This is a genomic window from Pseudoalteromonas rubra (genome assembly GCF_005886805.2).
Classification (GTDB): Bacteria; Pseudomonadota; Gammaproteobacteria; order Enterobacterales; family Alteromonadaceae; genus Pseudoalteromonas; species Pseudoalteromonas rubra_D.
Map to the genome: position 1 here is coordinate 2,827,540 of NZ_CP045429.1, position 22,230 is coordinate 2,849,769.

Here is a 22,230-nt window from a genome sequence, read left to right on the forward strand (position 1 = left end):
TTTTATTACTCCGCGCCGAAAATAGGTAGTTTAACTAGTTCTGGGGCAGCCTGACCACGTGCGATACGGATCATGTCTTTAATAGGCTTCAGATATTCTTCACCTAACTGATCCCACTGCTTGCTGCTGGTGTTCCAAACCCACGCTTGCTTCTGGTCGAAAGACTGAGCAACAAATGCGATACGGCCTAGACGGGCGAAGTCAACATTGATGTTTTTACCGTTGATCTCAAGTGAACCTTGAGAAGCAACCATTGCAGAACCATAGTTGGTTTCAATGCTGTATGCTTCAAGTACCTGACGGTATTTTTCAGACGTCGTTACTTTTGCATTAGTAAGTGTCTCACGTAATCTCTCAATACGCTCTAGACGCTTTTCAGTATCAAACGGCACGTCCGCTTTGATGAATTGCTCGAGTGTATCAATCATGCGATACATCAAAGGCACAACGTCTTGCTTAGTTTTATCAACCGTCGCGATCTGACGTTCTAGAGATTCGATATTTGCATTTTGGTCTGCAACCAAACGTGCTACGTGGTCGTTGTAAACTTTCAGAAGTTCTGTTTCGTCAACAATTCCACGGTACTCAGCTACCATTTCGATAGTTTGACCGTAGATACCATCAATCTTGTCTTGAGACTTTTTAGCAGCCGTTTGAGTTTGCTGACCTACTTTTTGTATGTCATTCAAAGGATCTGCCATCACATTGCTGCTTGCAATTGCCGCTGCGCCAAAAAGCGCTGAAGCTACAAGGCTCTTTCTGATTTTAACAGACATAGTTCCCAACCAATTAAGTAATGTTACTTTTATAATTTTTGCACTCTCTTAGAGAGTACCCCGGATACTTTTAGCAGTATCAACCGTGCAATAATGCTAAATGCTATTGCCCATGTCAACTTCATGTTTAAAACAATTTTTGCTTGTCGCGATGAAATAAATTGAAAAAAAACATTGTATTAACAAGGAAACCAAGAATAAAAACCTTAAGCACTTATATTTCATACACAAAGCAACTTTATTTACATTTTATTACAGCTATTTAGCCCTAATCTACAGCCTTAAATTTGCACAACTTAGTAATTTATTTCGTTTTTAATATCAAGGATCTAGGCACCGACTGAACACTTAGCATTCACCTTTGTGCAACAGCGAATACAGCCAGAAAGGAAGACTTAGCCTAATAACTGTTCACACAATAACCGGCACTGAATTTCTATTTCCTGGATAAATTCCGCTACATGTAAGCCATCCATCAAAGCATGGTGTACTTCAATAGAGAATGGCAATTCACCTGTTTGCACATCAAAGCGACCGAAAACACACTTTGGAATACCAAGGTTATCTTTTGCGTTTCGGGCATGGCTGAAGCTACTGAAATCCAACCAAGGCAATATGGATAAATAAAGTTGCTGTGGAGTCTCAGAAGTCGCCAAAAAGTGTTCACTAACCAAAGGCTGTTCCAGATACGCATTTTTCTGCGCTACATTCTCTTTAATGTAGTCGTGGATACCTTCACAAGCAACCAAAGGCACAAATCGAAAGCTTCTGTCTTCACGCAAAAATACACAGCTCATCTCAACTTGATCAACAACACATGGGTGTTCATTCATTATTCGGTAGCGGATAGGCTCGTATTTCTGACAGGCTTTGCTCAGACAATACAAATAGCTAAAGGTAAAAGAGAGTTGCTGTTGCTTGCAAAGTGTGTACAGCGTGCCCATCTTCAGGCGGGTCGTAATATTAAAATAAGGCTGGTCGAAACCTAAATAAAATTCAAAATGTTCGGCTCTGGGCCAGTCTGAGGGAGTGATTTTTTTCATAATTCAATATAGAGGGAATACTCCCCTCTATATTGAGTGTATCAGCTTACGATTACAAACCGTTTGCGATGATCTCTTGTGCCAACTCATCGGCAATCAGATGCGTTGATTTTTGCTCAGCATCAGAACGAGCAAAGATTTCAGTCAGGGTGTCGTAGATGCCCTCAACGTGCTTAGTTGCCGCCTCTTCGCTGTACCCCTCAGGTTTTGTCTCGTAATATACATTGATGATACCACCCGCATTAATGACATAGTCAGGTGCATAAAGCACACCCTTTTCGCGCAAGATCTCACCATGTCTTGATTCAGCAAGCTGGTTATTCGCACAGCCAGCAATGATGCTAGCTTTAATACGAGGGATAGTTTCATCGTTTACTGTTGCACCTAGTGCACACGGCGCGTAAACATCTACTTCCAGGTCGTAGATTTCATCAATGCTCACCGCTGTTGCGCCAAAGTCATTCACGACTTTATCAATCGATGCCTGATTGATATCGGTCACAAACAGCTCAGCACCCGCTTCGTGCAAGTATTTACACAAAGTGTAAGCAACCGCGCCCAGCCCCTGAACGGATACTTTCACACCAGACAGGTCTTGATGACCATGCTTGTGTTGGTAAGCAGCCTTAATACCTAGGAACGTGCCCAATGCAGTGAAAGGCGACGGGTTACCGCTTTTGCCTTCGAGACCCATTACATAATTAGTCTCTTTATGCATTGTCATTACATCACCTGTGGTGATGTTAACGTCTTCTGCTGAATAGTAGCTACCACCGAGGCGTTCAAGGTGTTTGCCAAACGCTCTGAATAACGCTTCAGATTTGATTTTCTTAGCATCACCAATGATCACAGATTTACCACCGCCAAAAGGCAAACGCGCGACGGCGTTTTTATAAGTCATGCCCTTTGAAAGACGCAATACGTCATAGACTGCATCGGCATCATCTGCATAGTCCCAAAGGCGACATCCGCCAACCGCAGGACCAAGCTTAGTATTATGAACAGCAATGATTGCCTTCAAGCCCGATGCTTCATCAGAACAAAAAACTACTTGTTCGTGGTTATCAAATTCAACTTGGTTAAATACAGCCACTTTGTTTGTTCTCCGTTATAGACTGACTTTAAGTCAGATAGCGCTGAAATTCATCGAACTGTATCACTAACTCTCTAACCAATCCACAATATGAGTTGATATTGACCTTAAAAGCGTTAAACCTGCCTTCATGATACATTAAATAGTCATATATCGGCTTGATTATGCATTTCATTTGAATATATGAGTTTAATTCTTCACTATTTTAACGATTTTTAGAGGTTAATCTTTACGTAAACGTCAACACAAACGATTGTGTACGGTTATTTGTACGATAAATAGAGGTCTGATGAGGAGGTGAGCACGTTAAGAAACGCTGAATCGCAGTTGCAAAGTATGGCGTCTGAAGCCAATTCAGCAAAATACACAGCGACAAGATCAAAAAAAGAGGGACATGCCCTCTTCTTTTAAGTCACTCAGGATTACCGTTATTTCAGCTTACTATCAAGCTCTTCAATCTTAGCTTTCCAAATTGCCGGACCTTGAGTGTGTGCGTTAACACCGTTGCTGTCTACAGCCACAGTGACAGGCATGTCTTCTACTTCAAATTCGTAGATAGCTTCCATTCCCAGGTCTTCAAACGCAACAACTTTAGATTTCTTAATCGCTTTAGCTACCAGATATGCAGCACCACCCACAGCCATCAGATAAACAGCTTTGTTTTCTTTGATGGACTCTACAGTCGCTGGACCACGCTCTGCTTTACCTATCATGCCGATCAGGCCAGTCTTCTCTAACATCAGATCAGTGAACTTGTCCATACGGGTCGATGTTGTTGGACCAGCAGGACCAACTACCTCATCACCTACAGCATCTACCGGACCTACGTAATAAATGAACTTGTTGGTCAGATCAACCCCGTCTGGCAACCCTTCACCTGAGTTAATCATGTCCTGCAAACGCTTATGTGCTGCATCACGACCCGTCAGGATCTTACCCGATAACAACACGGTCTCGCCCATTTTCCAATCCTGAATATCCTCTTTCGTGATTTCATCCAGGTTAACACGACGAGTATCTTCCCCGACTTCCCAGGTCACTTCTGGCCAGTCTTCCAGTTTAGGCGCTTTAAGATCAGCAGGGCCTGAGCCGTCCAGAGTGAAATGTACGTGACGTGTCGCAGCACAATTTGGGATCATCACTACTGGCTTAGAGGCAGCGTGGGTAGGCGCAGACTTGATTTTCACGTCAACCACGGTAGTTAAGCCACCCAAACCCTGTGCACCAATACCGAGCTTGTTTGCGCGCTCGAAGATTTCTAGACGCAGTTTCTCTTCTGCTGTTTCCGCGCCACGCTCAAGTAGCTCATGGATATCAACTGGATCCATCAATGATTCTTTTGCCAGAACCGCGGCTTTTTCTGCGGTACCACCGATACCAATACCCAGCATGCCAGGCGGACACCAGCCAGCGCCCATTGTTGGCAATGTTTTCTCTACCCAGGCAGCAACATCGTCTGATGGATTAAGCATGACCATTTTGGTCTTGTTTTCAGAGCCACCGCCTTTGGCAGCGATCATCACCTCAACTTCTGCGCCCGGGACCATATCAATGTGAACAACAGAAGGTGTATTGTCTTTGGTATTTTTACGAGCACCAGCAGGGTCCGCAACGATTGAAGCACGCAATGGGTTATCCGGGTTGGTATAGGCGCGGCGTGTGCCTTCATCTACCATTTGTTGAACAGTCAAGTCTGTTTTATCCCATTTAACATCCATACCGACCTTTACAAAGCAAGTCACGATCCCGGTATCCTGACACAAAGGACGTTTGCCCTCTGCTGACATACGCGAGTTAATTAAGATCTGCGCGATGGCATCTTTGGCCGCTTTACTTTGCTCTTTGTCGTACGCCTTTTCTAAAGCTTGCACAAAATCCAACGGATGATAGTAAGAAATGTATTGCAATGCATCTTCGATGCTGTCAATGAAGTCTTGCTGACGAATAGTACTCATGACGGTTCCTTTATTCTCCGGCCTGTGACGAGGCAAACCGGTGTTTATTGAGAGGCGCGATTATATACCATCTTGCGATGAGTGAGTATCGCAATCATAGACTAGCGACCAAAGTCCGACACTTATCTAAAATCGTTCGATGGAATATAAGGTAACGCTCTAGGGATTCAATGACAATTATGATACCCTCCTCGCCCGTTTCGGGCTAGCATTCGGGTTCAGTAAATGACAAATCCAAGTAGTAACTCCATTGAACTAGACATTTCTTTGTCAACCATCGAGGTGTTTGGCACCCTCGCCTCCCAGCAACTGGCAATCTTGCTCGATTCCAGTGACGCCAATCACGAAAATAGCCGCTTCGATATCATGAGTATCAACCCACTGTGTATACTCGAAGCCAGAGACGGTCAGTTTTACCTCGACGGTGAGCAGGTTGAGCAAGATGGCTTCACGGTAATGCAAGACAAGCTTACAGAGCTCGATTCAAGGCCTCATTCAGATATTCCCTTCACGGGTGGCTGGCTCGGTTACTTTGGCTACGATCTCGGCCGATACATAGAGGCCATGCCCAAAATCGCGATGCAGGATATTGCACTGCCAGACATGATAGCCGGTCTTTACCCCGATGCTCTGATACGCGATAACCTGAGCAACCAATGGTACTTTGTTACGCAACCAGGATACAACCGGCTGAGTACTTACCTGTCACTGATTGAACAAGGTGGCCGTGATGATGATACTTTCACGCTAACCAGTCGCTGGCAGGCCAATATGACCCAGTCAGAATATGCGCACAAATTCGCCAGTATCCACGACTATCTGAAAAGCGGCGACTGTTATCAGATAAATCTGGCGCAAAGATTCAGTGCCGATTATCACGGCTCGCCCTGGCAGGCCTATAAAACGCTGCGCGCAAATAACCAGGCACCTTTTTCTGCTTTTATTAATCTTGGTGAGGATGCTATCGTGTCTGTGTCACCAGAGCGCTTTATCTCAGTACGCAATGGCCAGGTTGAGACCAAACCAATCAAGGGCACTTTGCCCAGAATACACGACGACAAACAAGCAGATGCGCAGCAAGCCACCCGGTTACAACAGAGCCGCAAAGATCGCGCAGAGAATGTGATGATTGTAGACTTGCTACGCAATGACCTTGGCAAAGTGGCAACGCCTGGTAGTGTGCAAGTGCCCAAGCTATTCGAAATTGAAAGCTTTCCGGCTGTTCACCATCTAGTTAGTACAGTCACGGCGCAATTGGCAACAGGCAAAACAGCCGTTGATCAACTCAAAGCCGCATTCCCGGGAGGCTCAATCACAGGTGCACCGAAGATCCGGGCAATGGAAATCATCGAAGAACTTGAACCTCACCGGCGCAGCGCTTACTGCGGCTCAATTGGCTATCTGAGTGCTTGTGGAGCAATGGACACCTCGATCACTATCCGAACCTTAGTTTGCCATCAGCAAAAAATTCACTGCTGGGCCGGAGGGGGGATTGTCGCAGACTCAGACTGTGAGTTAGAGTATCAGGAGACTTATCACAAGGTGAACAAAATACTCCCTGTACTATGAATCTACAACATGTCATTAGCCGCTTTAGTTTAAGTGCTTCAGATCACGTGCCAGCATCAGGACAAGGACAAGAAAGCGCGGTATTAGTCCCCTTACTCGAGGTGGATGGGGAAGCATCCCTGCTGCTTTGCAAGCGCAGTGCGCAACTGCGCAGCCATCCAAGTCAGCTCTGTTTTCCGGGTGGTAAAGTTGAATTACAAGACAAATCAGTGATCACTACGGCATTACGAGAGAGTCAGGAAGAAATTGCCCTTGATCCACTACTAGTTAACCCGGTTGGTATTTTACCTTTGCATACAACACTGACCGGCTTTCGTATTACGCCTGTGCTGGCAACCTTAGCACACAGTGCGACCTGGCAAACCCACAGTGATGAGGTGGAGCAAGTGTTCACCCTGCCATTGTCTTTGCTCGCACAACAAGGTGTCTGGCAACCTGTGCAGACGCGATTACAAGGAAAAACGGTGACCTTCAACGCCCTCATGACAGAGCATGGGTTACTTTGGGGAGCCACAGCGAAGATTGTTCAACAGTTGCTGAACAGAGTAGCCTGACCAGCCAAACACGCGTATCTGCCACCCCACTAACTAAGTGATTTTGATTACATTTCAATATATTTTACTCACCATTGGTTACAATACCTGCATGTCCAGATAAAACTGTATACAATTTTGCTGTGAAGTGGGTTACTTATGCAATAATTAACGTTATGATGTGCGCCCGTTCAGAGGCAATGTTGAGTAGAATTTATGATTAGTGCATTTGACATGTTCAGTGTTGGTATTGGACCGTCATCTTCCCATACTGTTGGACCTATGCGTGCTTCGCGCTTGTTTGTGAAAGACCTGCAAAGTAGCCGCATTATTGATAAAGTCACATCAGTAAAAGTAGAGTTATTCGGCTCATTAGGTCAGACTGGTATTGGGCATGGTTCTGGTAAAGCGGTGATCTTAGGGCTGGCTGGATATGATCCTGAGTCGGTAGATGCGGACAAAGTCCCTGAGATCCTGGATACCATTGAGCGTGAGCAGGTGATTTACCTGGATAAAACCCATAAAGCCGATTTTCCTAAACAAGGCGCAATTGTCTTTCATCGCCGTAAAACGCTGCCTAAGCACTCCAATGCCATGGAGCTTCAAGCTTATTCGGGTGCAGAGCTCGTACATAGCCAGATTTATTATTCTATCGGCGGTGGTTTTATTGTCACTGAAGAGCAGTTTGATACTGAGAAACAAGCAGCGCTAGATGTACGTGAGCAAAATCCAGCGCCTTACCCTTTTGAGAATGCGCAACAACTGCTCGAGATGTGTAAAGAAACAGGCCTGAGTGTCTCTTCGCTCATGATGCACAATGAAAAAACGCTCCGCAGTGAACAAGAAATCAAAACAGAGTTGTTTCATATCTGGGAAGTGATGAAAGCGTGTATTGAACGCGGTATGCGCACTGAAGGCATTTTACCTGGCGGGCTAAAAGTAAAGCGCCGCGCGCCAAGTTTGTATTTAAAACTAAATGTTGAAAACAGCAACGATCCACTTCGGGCAATGGACTGGGTTGATCTGTTTGCGCTGGCCGTTAATGAAGAAAATGCTGCTGGCGGCCGCGTAGTAACGGCACCCACAAATGGTGCTGCCGGGATCCTACCTGCGGTACTCATGTATTATCATACGTTTATCAAAGAAGTGGATGCCGAGATAGCAACGCGCTACCTGCTCACTGCCGCAGCAATTGGTATTCTGTATAAGAAAAATGCCTCTATTTCTGGTGCTGAAGTTGGCTGCCAGGGTGAAGTAGGTGTGGCCTGCTCTATGGCAGCTGGCGCACTCACAGAAATCATGGGTGGTAATGTGGTACACGTGGAAAATGCCGCTGAAATAGGAATGGAACATAACCTGGGGTTAACTTGCGACCCGGTCGGTGGATTGGTACAGGTACCATGTATTGAGCGAAACGCCATGGGCGCCGTAAAAGCCATTAACGCATCACGTCTTGCCATGCGTGGCAGCGGCGAGCAAAAAGTCTCTTTGGATAAGGTTATCAAAACCATGCTGGATACTGGTAATGATATGAAAACCAAGTACAAAGAAACGGCACGTGGTGGACTCGCGGTTAATATCATTGAATGTTAATCCGTACCGTCAGACATTAAAAAAGCCGCTTTTGCGGCTTTTTTAATGTCTGATATCAGGTCGCATTCAGCAACCTGGTGTGCTCATTTATTTGACTGGTAACTCAGTGTTTTCAAACAGCGCATCCACATCGTCCTGATTGCGCATCAGGCTGGCGCGTTCAACCAAATCTTTAGTCAGGTGTGGTGCAAAACGTTCGATAAAATCGTACATGTAACCACGCAAGAAACTACCCTTTCTGAATCCAATCTTGGTTGTACTTGCCTCAAACAGATGACTGGCATCAATGCATACCAGGTCATTGTCTGTGATTTCATCAACTGCCATTGTTGCCAGCACACCCACGCCCAACCCTAATCGGACATAGGTTTTAATCACATCGGCATCCGTGGCGGTGAACACAATATGCGGAGACAGCCCATGCGCATTAAAAGCTTTATCCAGTTCAGAGCGTCCGGTAAAACCAAACACGTAAGTGATCAAAGGAAACTTAGCGACATCCTGAACCGTAATATTACTGCCTTTCTTTGCCAATGGATGATCTTTCGTCACCACAATACTGCGATTCCAGTGATAGCAAGGCAGCATGATCAGATCGCCGTAAAGATGAAGCGCCTCCGTTGCGATGGCGAAGTCTGCATCACCTCGCGCAGCAGCATCCGAGATCTGTTGCGGTGTACCCTGGTGCATATGTAATGACACGGCCGGATACTTTTGCATGAACCCCTGGATCACATTCGGTAATGCATAACGCGCCTGAGTATGTGTAGTCGCGATATTAAGCTTACCTTGATCGGGTAAAGTGTGTTCATTGGCAACGGCTTTAATGCCTTCTACCTTCGACAATATCTCTCGGGCAATATTTATAATTTCATTGCCTGCACTGGTAACATGTGTGAGATGTTTGCCACTGCGGCCAAAGATCTGTACACCAAGCTCGTCCTCCAGCATACGCACCTGCTTGGAAATTCCCGGCTGGGAGGTATACAAGCTTTCTGCGGTTGCTGACACATTGAGATTGTGATTCAGAACTTCAACTATGTATTTCAGTTGTTGTAATTTCATAACTAAGCGTTTGTTTTAATTGTTATCTGGTGTACGACTAGGCCAATTATCGTTAGATACAGGCAAATAATGACTCAGCCTAGCATAATTATAGTATATCCGATAGGACAATACTTTCCCCAGTGTATTAGAGCCAGCTTCCAAGCATTAAGCTATACTAAAAAATGATGGAATTTGGTGGATTTTCAAGTCTCTTGTTATTAACACTGTTCAATCCCCAATTATTTGATGTAATATAAAAAAACTGTCAGCTGTATGATTTACGAAGAGATCCGGGTATGTTTATTACCGTAATAATTTTGTTGATTGTAGCACTCATTGTCATTGCAGTGTGGGTCAGTGCTATTCAACAACACAAAGAAAAACAAGAAGCGGAACGCCGTAAAGAGCTGGCAAAACAAAAGCGGATCATTGAAGAAGCCGAAGATGTAATCCTTAATAGCAGCAACATTCCTATGTCCGGTGCCATGATCAAAGTCATTCAGCGCCGTGTGCATGATGCACTGGTATCTATGGTCGAGCTTTCACCCACCTCTCGAGAATTAAAAAGTCGCATGCATGAATCTCAGGAGCGTTTAAACAACGAACCTCAAAATGCAAACGAATCTGATAAAGTCACATTACCCGACAACGATAAGCAGCTCATCGCGCTGGTTCAGGGCATTAAAAAATTGCGCCACTTACTACGTTCAGAGCACAGCAAAGGCAAAGTAGACACACAAGTGTTTGTTCAGGAAGACCGTAAAATGGAGCGGTTGCAACTAAGAATAAATGTAGAAAGCCAAATCAAGCGGGGAATGTCAGCTAAGAGCGCTAACATGGTGGGATCGGCACGTCAGTATTTTGAAAAAGCCTATGCGATCATCTGCGGTGTCACCCACGCCGATGAGTACACCAAAGAAAAGAAAACTCTGCTCGAAGGATACCTGAGTGAGATAAGCACTGAGCTTAAAGCCTCCAATGCCTCTGCGGTGAAAAAGAAAGCAGAGAAAGAAAAGGACGACCTCGATGTCCTTTTCGCTCCCAAGAAAAAGTGGTGATCAGCCTCAGCTGATCGCAAACTTGACAATAAACAGCACGGTCAATACCCAGACACTGACAGAGATCTCCTCGCGTTTATTACACGCCAGCTTCACCGCAGTATAAGAAATAAAGCCAAGCGCTATGCCATGCGCAATTGAGAACGTCAGTGGTGTCATAAGTAACACCACACTGACCGGAATGGCATCACTCATATCATCCCAGTTCACCAGCTTCAAATTTTGCAGCATCAGTACAGCGACGTACAAAATCGCTCCGGCAGTGGCATACGCAGGGACCATTTGCGCCAAAGGTGCAAAGAACATCATAAGCAGGAAACACAAACCAACCACCACTGCGGTTAATCCTGTACGCCCACCCACAGACACACCTGACACAGATTCAATGTACGAAGTGGTTGTGGAGGTACCAAGAAAAGATCCAGCTATCGTTGCTGAGCTGTCAGCCGAAAGCGCTCTGCCAAGGCGTGGCATCCGCCCTTCTTTATCTGCAATACCAGCTTTTTGTGTCACCGCAACCAAAGTGCCACTGGTATCAAACAAATCAACAAATAAAAATGCGAACACCACGCTCAGCATCGAGATTTCCAACGCACTGGCAATATCAAGTTGCGCCAGAGTTGGTGTAATACTCGGTGGCATAGAAACAATACCGGCATATTCGACCAAGCCAAGGCCCCAGGCAAGCACAGTAACCAACAAAATACTCAGCAGCACGCCACTTTTCATATCACGATACATTAAGGCAGCAATAACAAAAAAGCTCAGAATGGCAAGTAAAGGGCCAGGGCTGGTGATGTCACCCAATTGCACAAAGGTTGCCGGGCTGGCAACGATGATCTGCGCATTTTTAAGCGCTATCAGTGCCAGGAAAGCACCAATACCTGTAGCAATGGCTTGCTTGAGTACCAGCGGGATTGCCTGTATCACCCACTCTCTGACCTTAAATATACTGAGTAATAAAAATAGACACCCAGATAAAAAAACCGCGCCCAACGCGCTTTGCCAGGAATGACCCATACCCAACACGACGCCATAAGTAAAAAAGGCATTTAAGCCCATGCCTGGCGCCAAAGCCAGCGGATAATTGGCCCACAAGCCCATGATAAAACAACCTATAGCTGCGGCTAAACAAGTGGCAACAAACGCAGCACCATGATCGATGCCCGCCTCAGCTAGCATGGCAGGGTTCACAAAAACAATGTAAACCATAGTGACAAATGTCGTCAGGCCGGCGATAAACTCGGTTTTGACTGTGCTCTGCTGTGCACGGAGCGAAAATAATTTTTCCAGCATGTCTTTGTATTTTATATAGAAACGAAAGCCGGATTTTATCACAAATCTCTGGTGTAATCGGACAAAATAGTTAAAAATCAGCTACACTCTGATCTAAGTCGTATTAAGTGAAATCAGTATGAAAAAGAACCAATTAGCAGTTGCAAACGGCAGTGATTTAGAGCAACAGCTGCTCAATGTGCTGGAATTTGTGACCGCAACACCGGACTCTGAAAACCGCTGGCCCAACGATACCGATAACAAAGCTGTCTATAAAAAAGGCCTTTATTATCTGAAAAATAAACAATATCCGCTCGCTGCGAAATGGCTTCGGCTTGCTGCGATGTCAGGTGATAATAAAGCCCAGTTTTATCTCGGGATGTTATTTGTAAAAGGTCAGGGTGTACCAAAAAGCGTTTTTCATGGTATTGCCTGGCTATCGCTCTCTCAAAGTCAGGGAAATCAGGCAGCAGCTGGCACACTTGAGCAAGTGCGTACCCATCTGACAGCTAAGCGATTCATAGATGCCCAGTGCTATGCCGCTACCCTGTATGAGCAAATCCATCAAATGATGCACTTTAGCCCGGACGCGAACCCAAAATAAAAGTAAATGTAATCAAAGCACTATTAAAAAAGCACAAAAAACACGCGATATTTTACTTGCCAAATAGCACTGTATGAAATACTGTATAACCACTGTATAGAAAATCAGTGGTCTGCTCATGTTACATACTCAAGTGCAAAATATATCAGTGTCTCAGGCTAAAACAGCCAATAAACGCTATCAGTTAGTATATGCGGAAGATGACATAGTAAGCAGTTTAGAACTGCTTAAAATCCTGTATCGATGCAATTCACTTCACAGATGGACCTTGCTTATTGCACCAGACAACATTCCAAGCAAAGCCCTGCTGGATAACAGTTCAATTGATAGCAGCAAGCTACTGGTGCTACGTCAAAGACATTTGATAAACTTAGAGTATGTTATCAACAGCGCTTTATGCAAAGGTAACTTTGCAGCGGTGATCACCTGGACAGACATTGTGTCGGAACAACAGCTGTCTCAGTTTAAACTGATAGACAGTGACACTGAGGTCTTTTGTTTTACCCGCACCTCTGGACATGAGGTATCTGTCGTTGCGCATTAAGTTCAAATGAGAAAATATGTGTTATTGCGGTTCTGAAAGAGAAGCACAAGCATGCTGTCTGCCTTTTATAGCAGGCCAAAAGCTACCTGACAGTGCGGAGCAGTTAATGCGCTCCAGATACAGTGCTTATTGCCTCAAAGACACAGGGTACATACATCGTACTTATGCACAGTGCAAACGTGCAGAAAATAGTGAGGCCAGTATCAGTGCATTTGCTGAGCACGCAACCTTTATTGGCTTGGAGGTCATCCAAAGCAATGATTCTCCAGAACATCACTTTGTGGAGTTTAAGGCTACATACCTGGATGGCAGCACCTGTATCACTATGCACGAACGGTCTCGCTTTTTACGTGAAGACGGCCAGTGGCGTTATCTTGATGGTGAACTGTTTGCCTGCCCTGAGAAAAAAATTAGCAGGAATGATCCTTGTCCCTGCCAAAGTGGGAAGAAGTTCAAAAAATGCCACGGCTAGATAGGCAGGCTAGATGATCTGGGTTATTGAACCTTCAATAACCCAGTTCTAAGTAGGCAGCTTCTTCGCGTTTGTTGTACCCAATTTATTTGTGCTCTGCAACTAAGGCCCCCTAAGCGACTTCAAAGCCTTGGAAGCGGCCTAACAAAATCAAAGACAAAGACTCTAGCAAACGACAACATCATTCCAATATGCTTATGATGTTTGCACGCATCAAATTACTCGCCCAATATTTACGCATCGCTTAGTTTTCTTTTTTAAACTCGCTGTGGCGTTTGTTATACCAATTTGCTTAATTAAGTGATCTATTTTGAGGCGAGAAAATAGGGTCGATAACAAGGCAAAAATTTTGCTATTTAGTTGTTCTAAATAAGAAATTTTTAACGCCGTTAGCGTCCTATTTGCTCCTTCAAATAGACCAGGTATTAAGTGAAATTGGTATTACACCGCAACCTGCAACATAGATTGCATTTCACCACTGGCTATCTGATCATAGAAACCTGCAGCATCTATATCGTGTTTATCAACAAGCATTTGCGGATTTCTGGTATTTTCGAGCTTCTGTCTTACGGCAGGCTCCAAATTATCAACGATATGCAGCGGAATGTGCTTTTTGTCGTTACGTACCGCAAAGGGCTCTGGCTGCAAACATTCTTTAAGGCGAAGACTTGTCAGATCGCCCCCCTGAGCCATAAACCCATTGCTCTGGCCAATCAGCATATCGAACTGTTCTGGGGCAAGTGGCTTTTGCGGACCAAGCTGCAACGCCTTTTTAAGCGCTTCTTCTGATTTATCAGCTTCCTGTGAAGACGAATGCGGCAGGTCAAACTGGCTAAAATCTAATGCATCCTGAGACAATAAAGACAGCAGCAAGCCAAAGTCGCCGCGTCTTGCTTCATGAACGCTGTGATTGAGTGCACTGCCCAGCTGAGCCTCTTTGCACAAAATGCCATCTATCTGCATGTAAAATCGCCACAATTTATCAAATATGAAAATTTATCGGCATTTTTTCAATTTTCTTTAGGACATTTCTTTACTTCACTAAAAACTTTGATATTATCAGCGCCCATGTTGAGGAGGGGTTCCCGAGCGGCCAAAGGGATCAGACTGTAAATCTGACGGCACTGCCTTCGCTGGTTCGAATCCAGCCCCCTCCACCACTTTACAATTTGTTTTCTCCTAGGAGGGGTTCCCGATCGCCCAAAGGGATCAGACTATAAGCCTGACAACACTGCCTTAGCTGGTTACAATACAGCCTCCTTAGCCACATTAAGCCATATAAAACAGTCAGTTAGAAAGTTTCTTCAACTGTCTTTTTGTGTCTGCTGAAAAACATCCAATTTCCAAAAGCATAGTCCCACTTGGGACACTCGCTAGCTGCCAAAAACAGCCTCTACAATAAAAAAACACATGATTTTTCACAGTAGTAAATAAACAAAGTGCAGTTACGTTAACTGCACTTTGTTTGGTACAGAACCGAATATGGGCATTGCATGATTTTCGGTAAAACAACTTAACTCAATATTACTAGAAGGCCGGCCATAACAGTGCCATAACGACTAGATCAAAGTTGGAACATGGTCACATTAGTGACTAACTCATCTTATTTGACCCTATTTAATATCCTGAATACCCATCACTAATTGATCCCAGTTGCGCTGATTTTCCATGCTATCTTGCGCACCATTATCGTCAGCATACTGAAAACGTTTTTGTGCTGGTGTTTTGCTCATTGATTGATACAACCTGTAAGCTTCTTCTTTTAGCGAATCTTCAATTGGCAAATCAATTGAGGCATATACAGCGCGTTTACAGGCTTCTATCGATTCAGCAGGAAATTGACTAATTCGATTAGCTAGTTCTTCTACATAAGGACCAATTTTATCCGCATCCAGTGCTTGGTTAATTGTGCCATACGCTTGTGCTTGGTCGGCATCAAAATCACGCGCACTCAAAATTATCTCCAATGCACGCCCTAACCCTACCTGCCGAGCCATGCGGGATGCTCCACCGCCACATGGTAAAATCCCCATACCCACCTCCATTTGCATAAACTTGGCTTTACCGCGAGCAGCAAAACGCATGTCACAAGCCAGCATAAATTCATGACCCCCACCACGTGCAAACCCCTCTACTTTTGCGATGGTGGCTTGTGGCAGTACACTGACTCTCTGCAAGACTTGCTGCAAATAAAGTAATTCAACCTCTTCTCTCGCCACCGCTTGAGTAGACATATCCTTTAAAAAGTTTGTGTCGGCATGTGCAACAAAAATTTCTGGGTGTGCAGATTGAAATACAACAACTTTTACACTTTTGTCTGTCTCCAGTGCTGCAGATAAGCGATTAAGATCATCCAACATAGGAATGCCTTGAATATTTACAGGTTCAAAATCAAAGGTAACTGTAAGCACTCCTTGATTTTGCCTTGCCTTAAATGTTGTATAATTTTCATAAACCATAATTATCTCCACTCGTCACAGTCGTTCAAAAAGTAAACTTTAAAATGGAGAGTAACACCCACTCAAAACCTTTATAACCAGCCTTAGTTAAGATTGAGTTTATGGGTTTTATTGATAATCATTTTTATGCTCAAATCCGGCCTTGTTGATCAAATCCAGATAGCTTAAACAACGCTGTATTTCAGCTGTTTCCACCAGTGAGCGTTGATGGTAATTCACACACTTCTTCCACTCACTGCTACCTATATGCTTTGTTAAAATGACCACGCTATTCGAGTATGCGCATTCTCCCACAACTGCGCGTTGCACCTTGGTGGGATCACTGCATCAGCCTTTTTGACTGCGACTTCGGCATAACAGCCTCTAGTATCATAAGCGCCATCAGCTTTTACCGAACTGATTTTCCTGCGCAATGGTCTGAGCAAATCGCCCAGAACTTCTGGATCAGCTACGGAGATTGCAGACAACTCAGCACCCACGATTTGGTGCGTATTTGCATCAATGGCCAGATGTAACTTTCGCCATGTCCGGCGTTTGTTCGCACCATGCTTTCTTGCATGCCACTCACCATTTCCGTGCACCTTCAAGCCAGTGCTATCAACCACGATATCAATGCCCGCAGATGCACTGGAGCTTGGCCTGTAACGAACTGCGAGCTCTGCACTACGCTTGCACAAACAACTATAAGTTGGCGTTTCCAAATTAAGCTTCATCATTGATATCAGAGAAGAAACAAAACCCTGTGCGGCTCGAAGAGACAAGCGAAATACAGCCCGTAAAGTCAGGCAGGTCTCAATCGCCAGCTCAGAGAAATGATTGGCTCGCCCTTTACCGCCGTGATGTTGCGTGTTGTTCCACTGAGTAATTGCATCCTCGGAAAACCAAAGTTGGATGTTGCCTCTGGCGATAAGGGCTTTGTTGTAATCGCGCCAGTTGGTGATACGCTTTTCTTTCAAAATTCAGTCTCGGTGTTTGCTTTTGAGATCTGATCACACAAGGCTAAATTAGTTCAATGATTTAGGAAACAATGCCCTCAAATCCCCACATTTCGAGTTAGTTCTCGTTGTTAAATGCCCACACAATAACAATAATAAAAACCTGACTTTAACTGTAGAAAACCTCAATAGCTCACTTCTATCGCACAACAATATATGAATGCATCAGGCGTCCTTTTATCAAAGCTACACTCGAACAATTGTGATGATTTTACCCCTTCTCGACAGGCTACCAACAAATTGTGCCATCGAAGCGGATGATGACTATAATTGAATTGGTCGATAACACAGGCAAAAATTCATGCATGCGACAAAAGCGCTTCTTTTATTTTGTATTTTCTTTGGAATATCCCCTCTTCTATTCGCACAACAAATAAAAGTTGTCACAGAACACTTTCCTCCGTATCAAATAGTTGAAAATGGCTTGCCAATTCAGGGAAGTGCTGTTGAGCTAGTCAAAAAGCAGCTTTCCAAAGCCAATTACAAAGTACCTATAGAGGTATACCCTTGGGCGAGAGCATATAAACTGGCTCTCAACGAGCCTAATACAATGATATTTTCATTAGCTAGAACTAAAGAGCGAGAACACTTATTTCATTGGGTTGGTCCGATTAGTAAGCTAAAGGGTCATATATGGGCTCTTACAAGCAGCTCCCATATAGAAATTAATGCTCTAGCTGATGCTAAGCACTTTTCAATTGCTGTAATCAGAGAAGACAGTACTCATCACTTTTTAAGATATATCGGTTTTAATGATGAATCCAATCTATATTTAACAACCACCTTCGAACAAAACGTCCAAATGCTCTTTTTAAAACGGGTTGATCTAGTTATTGGAACGCAATCAATGCTAGAGGAACAGATGAGTAACTTAGGGTTAGACATAAAAAAACTAAGAAAGATCTACACGTTCGGCCCTGATGATTTTCAGCTTTACATTGCCTTCAACAATGACACCTCTCTTGAATTAGTATACAAATTTCAACGAATATTAGAAGAAATACAACAAAGTCATAGCCACTAAATTTTTGCAGTCTAAAACATTAGTTTTGTCAGTTTAATCCCAGGACACATGCTACTGTGTAACTCCACCTAACCTAGTACAGCTCATTAGTAGAATTATGCAGCCTCAAGGTAGCCAACTGAAGTCAAGTCCTACCGCGTATCGATAAAGCTAACTTCAATTGGACGTGTATCGGCTTCTTTTGGGTTCAAATCTACGCTTCTTATGAACAAGTAAAGCGTCCAGCAAAATGTCCTCGATTCTCGCCATTTCATCGAACAATTGGTTTAACTCATTTTACGTAAGCTCCACCACTTTTCTACTCGGCACCGTACAACACCCTGTGTTAGCTTTTCATACGGGCATTCATGTTCAGGCAGTCGCACCAGCGCCATTCGTAAACCGATGTTTTCATTAATGCCCAAAATGGAAGCAAGCTTCAGGCTGCCTATCTCAAAACCATCACTCCATCAGTGTCACTGTGTAGATCCGGTCTCCGCTATGGCTTTTCGATCTGTAACCCAACCCCATATTGCTTCAGGTAAGCTTGAGCTTCCCGGTACCTGGGATAATGACGTGCCACTATCTGCCAAAAGGCCTGATTGTGTGCCATCACATGACCGTGTGCCAGCTCATGCACAACAACATAATCTATAACCCACTTAGGCGCACCAACCAACAGGCTGTTAAGCGCCAGCGTGCCATTTGAAGACAAACTTCCCCAGCGGCGTTTATATTCCCTTATTTTCAATTCCTGATACTGACTGTTCATCAGGACCGAATACTCAGCCAGTACCGGCGTTACATAGCTGAGCAGTATCTGGTTTAAGAGCTTAAATAAGGCTTTGCGCGCGCCCTCTGTTCCTGGTTGTGCCCGGGTTTTTAGACCAATACATTTGGCGTCATGATCAATATAAGAACGACGCGGCGACAGCACCAGCTGATATCGTTCACCAAATATCTGAATTTCTTTGTGACAGAAAGGTGATTGGATCTGTTGTTGCTGAGCAGACACTGCTAGCTTCTTATCCTCAACCCAGCTCGACTTGCTCTTCAGCCAGGTTTCCAGCCATTGTCGGTCAATGCCATGCGGCGCAAACACTTTCACGCCATTCGCTGTGACTTTTATCGCAACACTCTGTCTGCGCTTACTGATACTTAACTGATAATCGAATGACATAGATACAATTTTTTATTTACCCTGAAAAAATGCTGCTACCCTTACTAATAGGAAGGATTAAACTGGCGTAACATGAATAACAAACCACTTTGCCAATATGAATCTCCCGACGGCCATAAATGCCAGGAAATAGACATGGGTTCAGGCTATTGCTTCTGGCATGATAGCAAATTTGACAAAAGCGGTCTGGAGTTAACTCAAAAGCTGGAGCGGTATGCAAAACGAGGCGGCCTTTTACAGGGGTTGGAGTTAAAACGTGCCAACCTGGAAGGTCTTAACCTGGTTAAATTTGGTAACCACGAAGGCTATGACCTGTCATACAGCAACTTCTATCGTGCCAACTTGCAAGGTGCTCACCTGTTCAACAGTACCATCAAAAATGCTTCCTTAATGAAAGCGGACTTGCGAGATGCCAATCTACATTGCTGCAAACTCGAAAACACCAATCTGCTCGGCATGAAACTCGATAAAACTCGTATCGATAACCTCTACCTTGGCGATAAACTGTTACAAGAAAAACAAGCCAGCGACGCACTGAAAGAGCAAGATTTAGATGAAGCCAACGACTTGTTTTTACAATCAGAAGAAATCTATCGCTTATTGAGAAAAGGCGCAGAGCAGCAAGGTCTGTTTGAAATGGCTGGCAAATATACCTACAGCGAACTTCGCATGCGTCACGCGCAATACCCTAAATTGTCCAAACGCCGGTTGGTATCCTCTTTCGTTGATATGTTATGTGGCTACGGCGAAAAGCCCGAAAATGTGATCCGCTTCAGTCTGGGCATGATAGTCGCCTGTGCGATTTGCTACTTTATATTCGGAATCAATTATAACGACGGGCTGATCCAGTTTTCCAGTCAGGCCTCATGGTCAGACAACCTCAGTACATTACTCAACTGCATTTATTTCAGTGTGGTCACCTTTACTACACTGGGTTATGGCGACATAACGCCGACCGGCATTACCCGGTTAATCGCCACGGTTGAAGCGTTTACCGGGAGCTTTTCGCTGGCGTTGTTTGTCGTTGTATTCGTAAAACGCATGACCCGCTAGTCGGGGACACCTATCTCTCTGCCCAATTCGAGCAAGAATCCACGCATAAACTCAGTTCGGCGCTGCGCTTCTTGTTTTGCCGACTGCGTGTGCATTTGCTCCGCAATATTCAGCAGCTTGATGTAGAAGTGATCTAACGTGTACTTTTTATCATCCGCTTCTCGTTGCTGACAAAATGGGTCATCAATGTGATACAAATGTCTGGCAATGGCACCGCCCACTTTCATGCATCGACTCACCCCAATCGCCCCAAGCGCATCCATTCGGTCTGCGTCCTGAACAACTTTAGCTTCCAGCGTATCGGGTGGCACGTTGGCACTGAAGCTATGTGCAACTATCGCATGATGTACCGCTGAGAGTTTGTGCTCTGGATAATCCAGGGTTGATAGAAAGGCAACCGCCCTGTCCCCGGCCAATTTCGACGCTATGGGCCTGTCCGGGTGATTCTTTGCCACAGCCACACAGTCGTGTAACCAGGCCGCGGGCAACACAACTTCAAGATCAGCCCCTTCCGCAGCACAGAGTTGCTTGGCGGTTTTAACCACACGCAGGATGTGTGATAAATCATGGGCGGTATCGGCAAACTCGGTTGTGAGCATAAAATCTCTGCATGCCGTCTCTAATTCCGTCATATTTACTGTCATTTATCCCTTAACCTTATGGTTCTGATTGTATGTTTTTATTGGCTTCACTAAAATGTCACCATTATCCATAGTAAGGAATTTATATGTCTTGCGCGCTGTATTTACAACCTGGCCGTGAAAAATCTTTAAAAAGAAAACACCCCTGGATCTTTTCCAAGGCAATCAAAAAAGTCAAAGGTAAGCCTGCGCTTGGCGATACGGTGACCATTTATAGTCACGACGGACAGTACCTCGCAACAGCCGCATATAGCCCCGATTCACAGATCCGTGCCCGGATCTGGAGTTTTGATCAAGCAGAGTTAATCGATCAGGCCTTTTTCGAACGCCGACTCGCACGCGCACTTGCAGCCCGCGAACAGGTCATTGAGGAAGGACAGTTAACCGGTTTCAGATTGTGTGCCGCGGAGTCAGATGGTTTACCCGGCATTACCATAGACAAATTTGATAACTATCTGGTTTGCCAGTTACTCAGCGCCGGTGCAGAGCGTCACAAGGGCGAAATTGTACAAGCGCTCAGAACGCTGTTCCCTGAATGTCATATTTACGAACGCTCTGACGTCGATGTACGTAAAAAAGAAGGGCTTGAGAAAACCACTGGCGTATTGTGGGGAGACGAGCCAACGGCACCTGTGGTGATCATGGAAAACGGCTTAAAAATAGAAGTCGATATAAAATCCGGACATAAAACAGGTTTTTATCTGGACCAAAGAGACAGCCGGGCAGCATTAGAGCGCTTTTCAAAAGGTAAATCTGTACTGAATTGTTTTTGCTATACAGGCACATTTGGCTTGTATGCGCTGCGCGGCGACTGTGATGAAGTCATTAATGTCGATGTGTCTCAACCAGCTTTAGATACGGCGAAACGTAATGTCGAACACAATGAGCTGGATGTATCCCGTGCTCAGTTTGTTAAACAAGACGTGTTTAAGCTTCTCAGACAGTATCGGGAAGAAGGCCGTCAGTTTGACACTATCGTCATGGATCCACCTAAATTTGCAGAGAGTAAAGCACAGCTCAATGGTGCATGTCGCGGTTACAAAGACATCAACATGCTGGCAATGCAATTGCTAAAGCCAGGTGGCACTTTATTGACCTTCTCTTGCTCAGGCCTGATGGAACAGAATCTATTCCAGAAAGTCGTAGCTGATGCAGCGCTGGATGCCGGTAAGGATTTATTGATCATGGAGCGTCTTAATCAGGCTGCTGACCACCCCATTGCGGGTTGCTATCCGGAAGGTTTTTACCTGAAGGGTCTGATCTGCAAAGTCTATTGATTGTTACCAGCAAAGTAAAAAAGGCCGCTCCAGAGCGGCCTTTTCTATATTACTTACTCG

21 protein-coding genes and 1 tRNA gene are annotated in these 22,230 nt (G+C 44.7%); 11 read left to right on the forward strand and 11 right to left on the reverse strand.

All coding sequences use genetic code 11. The features are described from left to right. Positions 1 to 5: 5 nt before the first annotated feature. The 4 genes from CWC22_RS12230 to CWC22_RS12245 form a co-directional block, all read right to left on the reverse strand. On the reverse strand, positions 6 to 776 hold the full coding sequence (locus CWC22_RS12230) for a DUF3450 domain-containing protein (protein ID WP_010381823.1): 771 nt from the start codon (positions 774 to 776) through the stop codon (positions 6 to 8). A 395-nt stretch (positions 777 to 1,171) separates the two neighbouring features. Beyond that, entirely contained in the window at positions 1,172 to 1,819 is a 648-nt protein-coding gene (locus tag CWC22_RS12235; RefSeq protein WP_138539611.1) for a CatA-like O-acetyltransferase, read from the reverse strand. A gap of 52 nt (positions 1,820 to 1,871) precedes the next feature. Then, entirely contained in the window at positions 1,872 to 2,912 is a 1,041-nt protein-coding gene (locus tag CWC22_RS12240; protein WP_125561642.1) for a Leu/Phe/Val dehydrogenase, read from the reverse strand. Between the two features lie 428 nt (positions 2,913 to 3,340). Continuing rightward, complete coding sequence (locus tag CWC22_RS12245; RefSeq protein ID WP_125561644.1) at positions 3,341 to 4,867, reverse strand: fumarate hydratase; 1,527 nt, start codon at positions 4,865 to 4,867, stop codon at positions 3,341 to 3,343. A 225-nt stretch (positions 4,868 to 5,092) separates the two neighbouring features. Here CWC22_RS12245 and pabB point away from each other — a divergent pair, with 225 nt between their 5' ends. From pabB to CWC22_RS12260, 3 genes are all read left to right on the forward strand, one after another. Continuing rightward, a complete protein-coding gene (gene pabB, locus CWC22_RS12250) occupies positions 5,093 to 6,436 on the forward strand; it encodes an aminodeoxychorismate synthase component I (RefSeq protein ID WP_138539612.1) in 1,344 nt (447 codons plus the stop codon). Next, a complete protein-coding gene (locus CWC22_RS12255) occupies positions 6,433 to 6,990 on the forward strand; it encodes a CoA pyrophosphatase (RefSeq protein ID WP_138539613.1) in 558 nt (185 codons plus the stop codon). The genes pabB and CWC22_RS12255 overlap by 4 nt, the downstream gene beginning before the upstream one ends. A gap of 195 nt (positions 6,991 to 7,185) precedes the next feature. After that, a complete protein-coding gene (locus tag CWC22_RS12260; protein WP_125561650.1) occupies positions 7,186 to 8,562 on the forward strand; it encodes an L-serine ammonia-lyase in 1,377 nt (458 codons plus the stop codon). A gap of 87 nt (positions 8,563 to 8,649) precedes the next feature. Here CWC22_RS12260 and cysB read toward each other — a convergent pair whose 3' ends face one another. After that, positions 8,650 to 9,627 carry an HTH-type transcriptional regulator CysB gene (cysB, locus tag CWC22_RS12265; protein WP_049866017.1) on the reverse strand — a complete coding sequence of 326 codons (978 nt, stop codon included), beginning with the start codon at positions 9,625 to 9,627 and terminating at the stop codon, positions 8,650 to 8,652. Between the two features lie 278 nt (positions 9,628 to 9,905). Between cysB and CWC22_RS12270 the strand changes: the two genes are divergently transcribed. Continuing rightward, on the forward strand, positions 9,906 to 10,667 hold the full coding sequence (locus CWC22_RS12270) for a hypothetical protein (protein WP_010381845.1): 762 nt from the start codon (positions 9,906 to 9,908) through the stop codon (positions 10,665 to 10,667). Positions 10,668 to 10,673: 6 nt separating this feature from the next. On the opposite strand, the gene CWC22_RS12275 is transcribed toward CWC22_RS12270, so the two are convergent. Next, a complete protein-coding gene (locus CWC22_RS12275) occupies positions 10,674 to 11,963 on the reverse strand; it encodes an NCS2 family permease (protein WP_125561654.1) in 1,290 nt (429 codons plus the stop codon). Positions 11,964 to 12,081: 118 nt separating this feature from the next. Here CWC22_RS12275 and CWC22_RS12280 point away from each other — a divergent pair, with 118 nt between their 5' ends. The 3 genes from CWC22_RS12280 to CWC22_RS12290 all read left to right on the forward strand — a co-directional run bounded on the left by CWC22_RS12280 (position 12,082) and on the right by CWC22_RS12290 (position 13,562). After that, on the forward strand, positions 12,082 to 12,546 hold the full coding sequence (locus tag CWC22_RS12280) for an SEL1-like repeat protein (RefSeq protein WP_125561656.1): 465 nt from the start codon (positions 12,082 to 12,084) through the stop codon (positions 12,544 to 12,546). A gap of 118 nt (positions 12,547 to 12,664) precedes the next feature. Next, on the forward strand, positions 12,665 to 13,090 hold the full coding sequence (locus CWC22_RS12285; protein ID WP_138539614.1) for a SulA-like leucine-rich domain-containing protein: 426 nt from the start codon (positions 12,665 to 12,667) through the stop codon (positions 13,088 to 13,090). 16 nt (positions 13,091 to 13,106) lie between these two features. Further along, on the forward strand, positions 13,107 to 13,562 hold the full coding sequence (locus CWC22_RS12290; RefSeq protein ID WP_138539615.1) for a YchJ family protein: 456 nt from the start codon (positions 13,107 to 13,109) through the stop codon (positions 13,560 to 13,562). A gap of 441 nt (positions 13,563 to 14,003) precedes the next feature. On the opposite strand, the gene CWC22_RS12295 is transcribed toward CWC22_RS12290, so the two are convergent. Then, on the reverse strand, positions 14,004 to 14,525 hold the full coding sequence (locus tag CWC22_RS12295; protein ID WP_138537803.1) for a VC2046/SO_2500 family protein: 522 nt from the start codon (positions 14,523 to 14,525) through the stop codon (positions 14,004 to 14,006). Between the two features lie 112 nt (positions 14,526 to 14,637). Between CWC22_RS12295 and CWC22_RS12300 the strand changes: the two genes are divergently transcribed. Next, positions 14,638 to 14,722 (forward strand) — tRNA-Tyr (locus CWC22_RS12300). A gap of 453 nt (positions 14,723 to 15,175) precedes the next feature. Here the strand turns inward: CWC22_RS12300 and CWC22_RS12305 are convergent. Then, positions 15,176 to 16,021, reverse strand: a complete 846-nt coding sequence (locus CWC22_RS12305; protein ID WP_138537802.1) for an enoyl-CoA hydratase/isomerase family protein — start codon at positions 16,019 to 16,021, stop codon at positions 15,176 to 15,178. Positions 16,022 to 16,275: 254 nt separating this feature from the next. After that, entirely contained in the window at positions 16,276 to 16,977 is a 702-nt protein-coding gene (locus tag CWC22_RS12310; protein WP_230090569.1) for an IS5 family transposase, read from the reverse strand. Positions 16,978 to 17,317: 340 nt separating this feature from the next. On the opposite strand from CWC22_RS12310, the gene CWC22_RS12315 reads away from it, so the two are divergent. After that, the gene (locus tag CWC22_RS12315) at positions 17,318 to 18,040 is read left to right on the forward strand and encodes a substrate-binding periplasmic protein (RefSeq protein WP_138537800.1); all 723 of its coding nucleotides are present in this window, start codon (positions 17,318 to 17,320) and stop codon (positions 18,038 to 18,040) included. A 478-nt stretch (positions 18,041 to 18,518) separates the two neighbouring features. On the opposite strand, the gene CWC22_RS12320 is transcribed toward CWC22_RS12315, so the two are convergent. Then, positions 18,519 to 19,199, reverse strand: a complete 681-nt coding sequence (locus tag CWC22_RS12320) for a M48 family metallopeptidase (protein WP_138537799.1) — start codon at positions 19,197 to 19,199, stop codon at positions 18,519 to 18,521. Positions 19,200 to 19,271: 72 nt separating this feature from the next. Here CWC22_RS12320 and CWC22_RS12325 point away from each other — a divergent pair, with 72 nt between their 5' ends. After that, entirely contained in the window at positions 19,272 to 20,252 is a 981-nt protein-coding gene (locus CWC22_RS12325; protein ID WP_125561666.1) for an ion channel, read from the forward strand. Here CWC22_RS12325 and CWC22_RS12330 read toward each other — a convergent pair. Next, positions 20,249 to 20,896 (reverse strand): HD domain-containing protein, encoded by a 648-nt coding sequence (locus CWC22_RS12330; RefSeq protein ID WP_125561668.1) that lies wholly within the window; start codon positions 20,894 to 20,896, stop codon positions 20,249 to 20,251. The genes CWC22_RS12325 and CWC22_RS12330 overlap by 4 nt on opposite strands. A gap of 83 nt (positions 20,897 to 20,979) precedes the next feature. On the opposite strand from CWC22_RS12330, the gene CWC22_RS12335 reads away from it, so the two are divergent. Then, complete coding sequence (locus tag CWC22_RS12335) at positions 20,980 to 22,170, forward strand: class I SAM-dependent methyltransferase (protein ID WP_138537798.1); 1,191 nt, start codon at positions 20,980 to 20,982, stop codon at positions 22,168 to 22,170. Positions 22,171 to 22,230 lie beyond the last annotated feature (60 nt).

Excerpts from the sequence above, each read along its gene's own strand:
- CWC22_RS12230 (WP_010381823.1), bottom strand. The coding sequence starts at position 776 with ATGTCTGTTAAAATCAGAAAGAGCCTTGTAGCTTCAGCGCTTTTTGGC.
- CWC22_RS12235 (WP_138539611.1), bottom strand. The coding sequence starts at position 1,819 with ATGAAAAAAATCACTCCCTCAGACTGGCCCAGAGCCGAACATTTTGAA.
- CWC22_RS12245 (WP_125561644.1), bottom strand. The coding sequence starts at position 4,867 with ATGAGTACTATTCGTCAGCAAGACTTCATTGACAGCATCGAAGATGCA.
- pabB (WP_138539612.1), top strand. The coding sequence starts at position 5,093 with ATGACAAATCCAAGTAGTAACTCCATTGAACTAGACATTTCTTTGTCA.
- CWC22_RS12255 (WP_138539613.1), top strand. The coding sequence starts at position 6,433 with ATGAATCTACAACATGTCATTAGCCGCTTTAGTTTAAGTGCTTCAGAT.
- CWC22_RS12260 (WP_125561650.1), top strand. The coding sequence starts at position 7,186 with ATGATTAGTGCATTTGACATGTTCAGTGTTGGTATTGGACCGTCATCT.
- cysB (WP_049866017.1), bottom strand. The coding sequence starts at position 9,627 with ATGAAATTACAACAACTGAAATACATAGTTGAAGTTCTGAATCACAAT.
- CWC22_RS12270 (WP_010381845.1), top strand. The coding sequence starts at position 9,906 with ATGTTTATTACCGTAATAATTTTGTTGATTGTAGCACTCATTGTCATT.
- CWC22_RS12275 (WP_125561654.1), bottom strand. The coding sequence starts at position 11,963 with ATGCTGGAAAAATTATTTTCGCTCCGTGCACAGCAGAGCACAGTCAAA.
- CWC22_RS12280 (WP_125561656.1), top strand. The coding sequence starts at position 12,082 with ATGAAAAAGAACCAATTAGCAGTTGCAAACGGCAGTGATTTAGAGCAA.
- CWC22_RS12285 (WP_138539614.1), top strand. The coding sequence starts at position 12,665 with ATGTTACATACTCAAGTGCAAAATATATCAGTGTCTCAGGCTAAAACA.
- CWC22_RS12290 (WP_138539615.1), top strand. The coding sequence starts at position 13,107 with ATGTGTTATTGCGGTTCTGAAAGAGAAGCACAAGCATGCTGTCTGCCT.
- CWC22_RS12295 (WP_138537803.1), bottom strand. The coding sequence starts at position 14,525 with ATGCAGATAGATGGCATTTTGTGCAAAGAGGCTCAGCTGGGCAGTGCA.
- CWC22_RS12305 (WP_138537802.1), bottom strand. The coding sequence starts at position 16,021 with ATGGTTTATGAAAATTATACAACATTTAAGGCAAGGCAAAATCAAGGA.
- CWC22_RS12315 (WP_138537800.1), top strand. The coding sequence starts at position 17,318 with ATGCATGCGACAAAAGCGCTTCTTTTATTTTGTATTTTCTTTGGAATA.
- CWC22_RS12320 (WP_138537799.1), bottom strand. The coding sequence starts at position 19,199 with ATGTCATTCGATTATCAGTTAAGTATCAGTAAGCGCAGACAGAGTGTT.
- CWC22_RS12325 (WP_125561666.1), top strand. The coding sequence starts at position 19,272 with ATGAATAACAAACCACTTTGCCAATATGAATCTCCCGACGGCCATAAA.
- CWC22_RS12330 (WP_125561668.1), bottom strand. The coding sequence starts at position 20,896 with ATGACAGTAAATATGACGGAATTAGAGACGGCATGCAGAGATTTTATG.
- CWC22_RS12335 (WP_138537798.1), top strand. The coding sequence starts at position 20,980 with ATGTCTTGCGCGCTGTATTTACAACCTGGCCGTGAAAAATCTTTAAAA.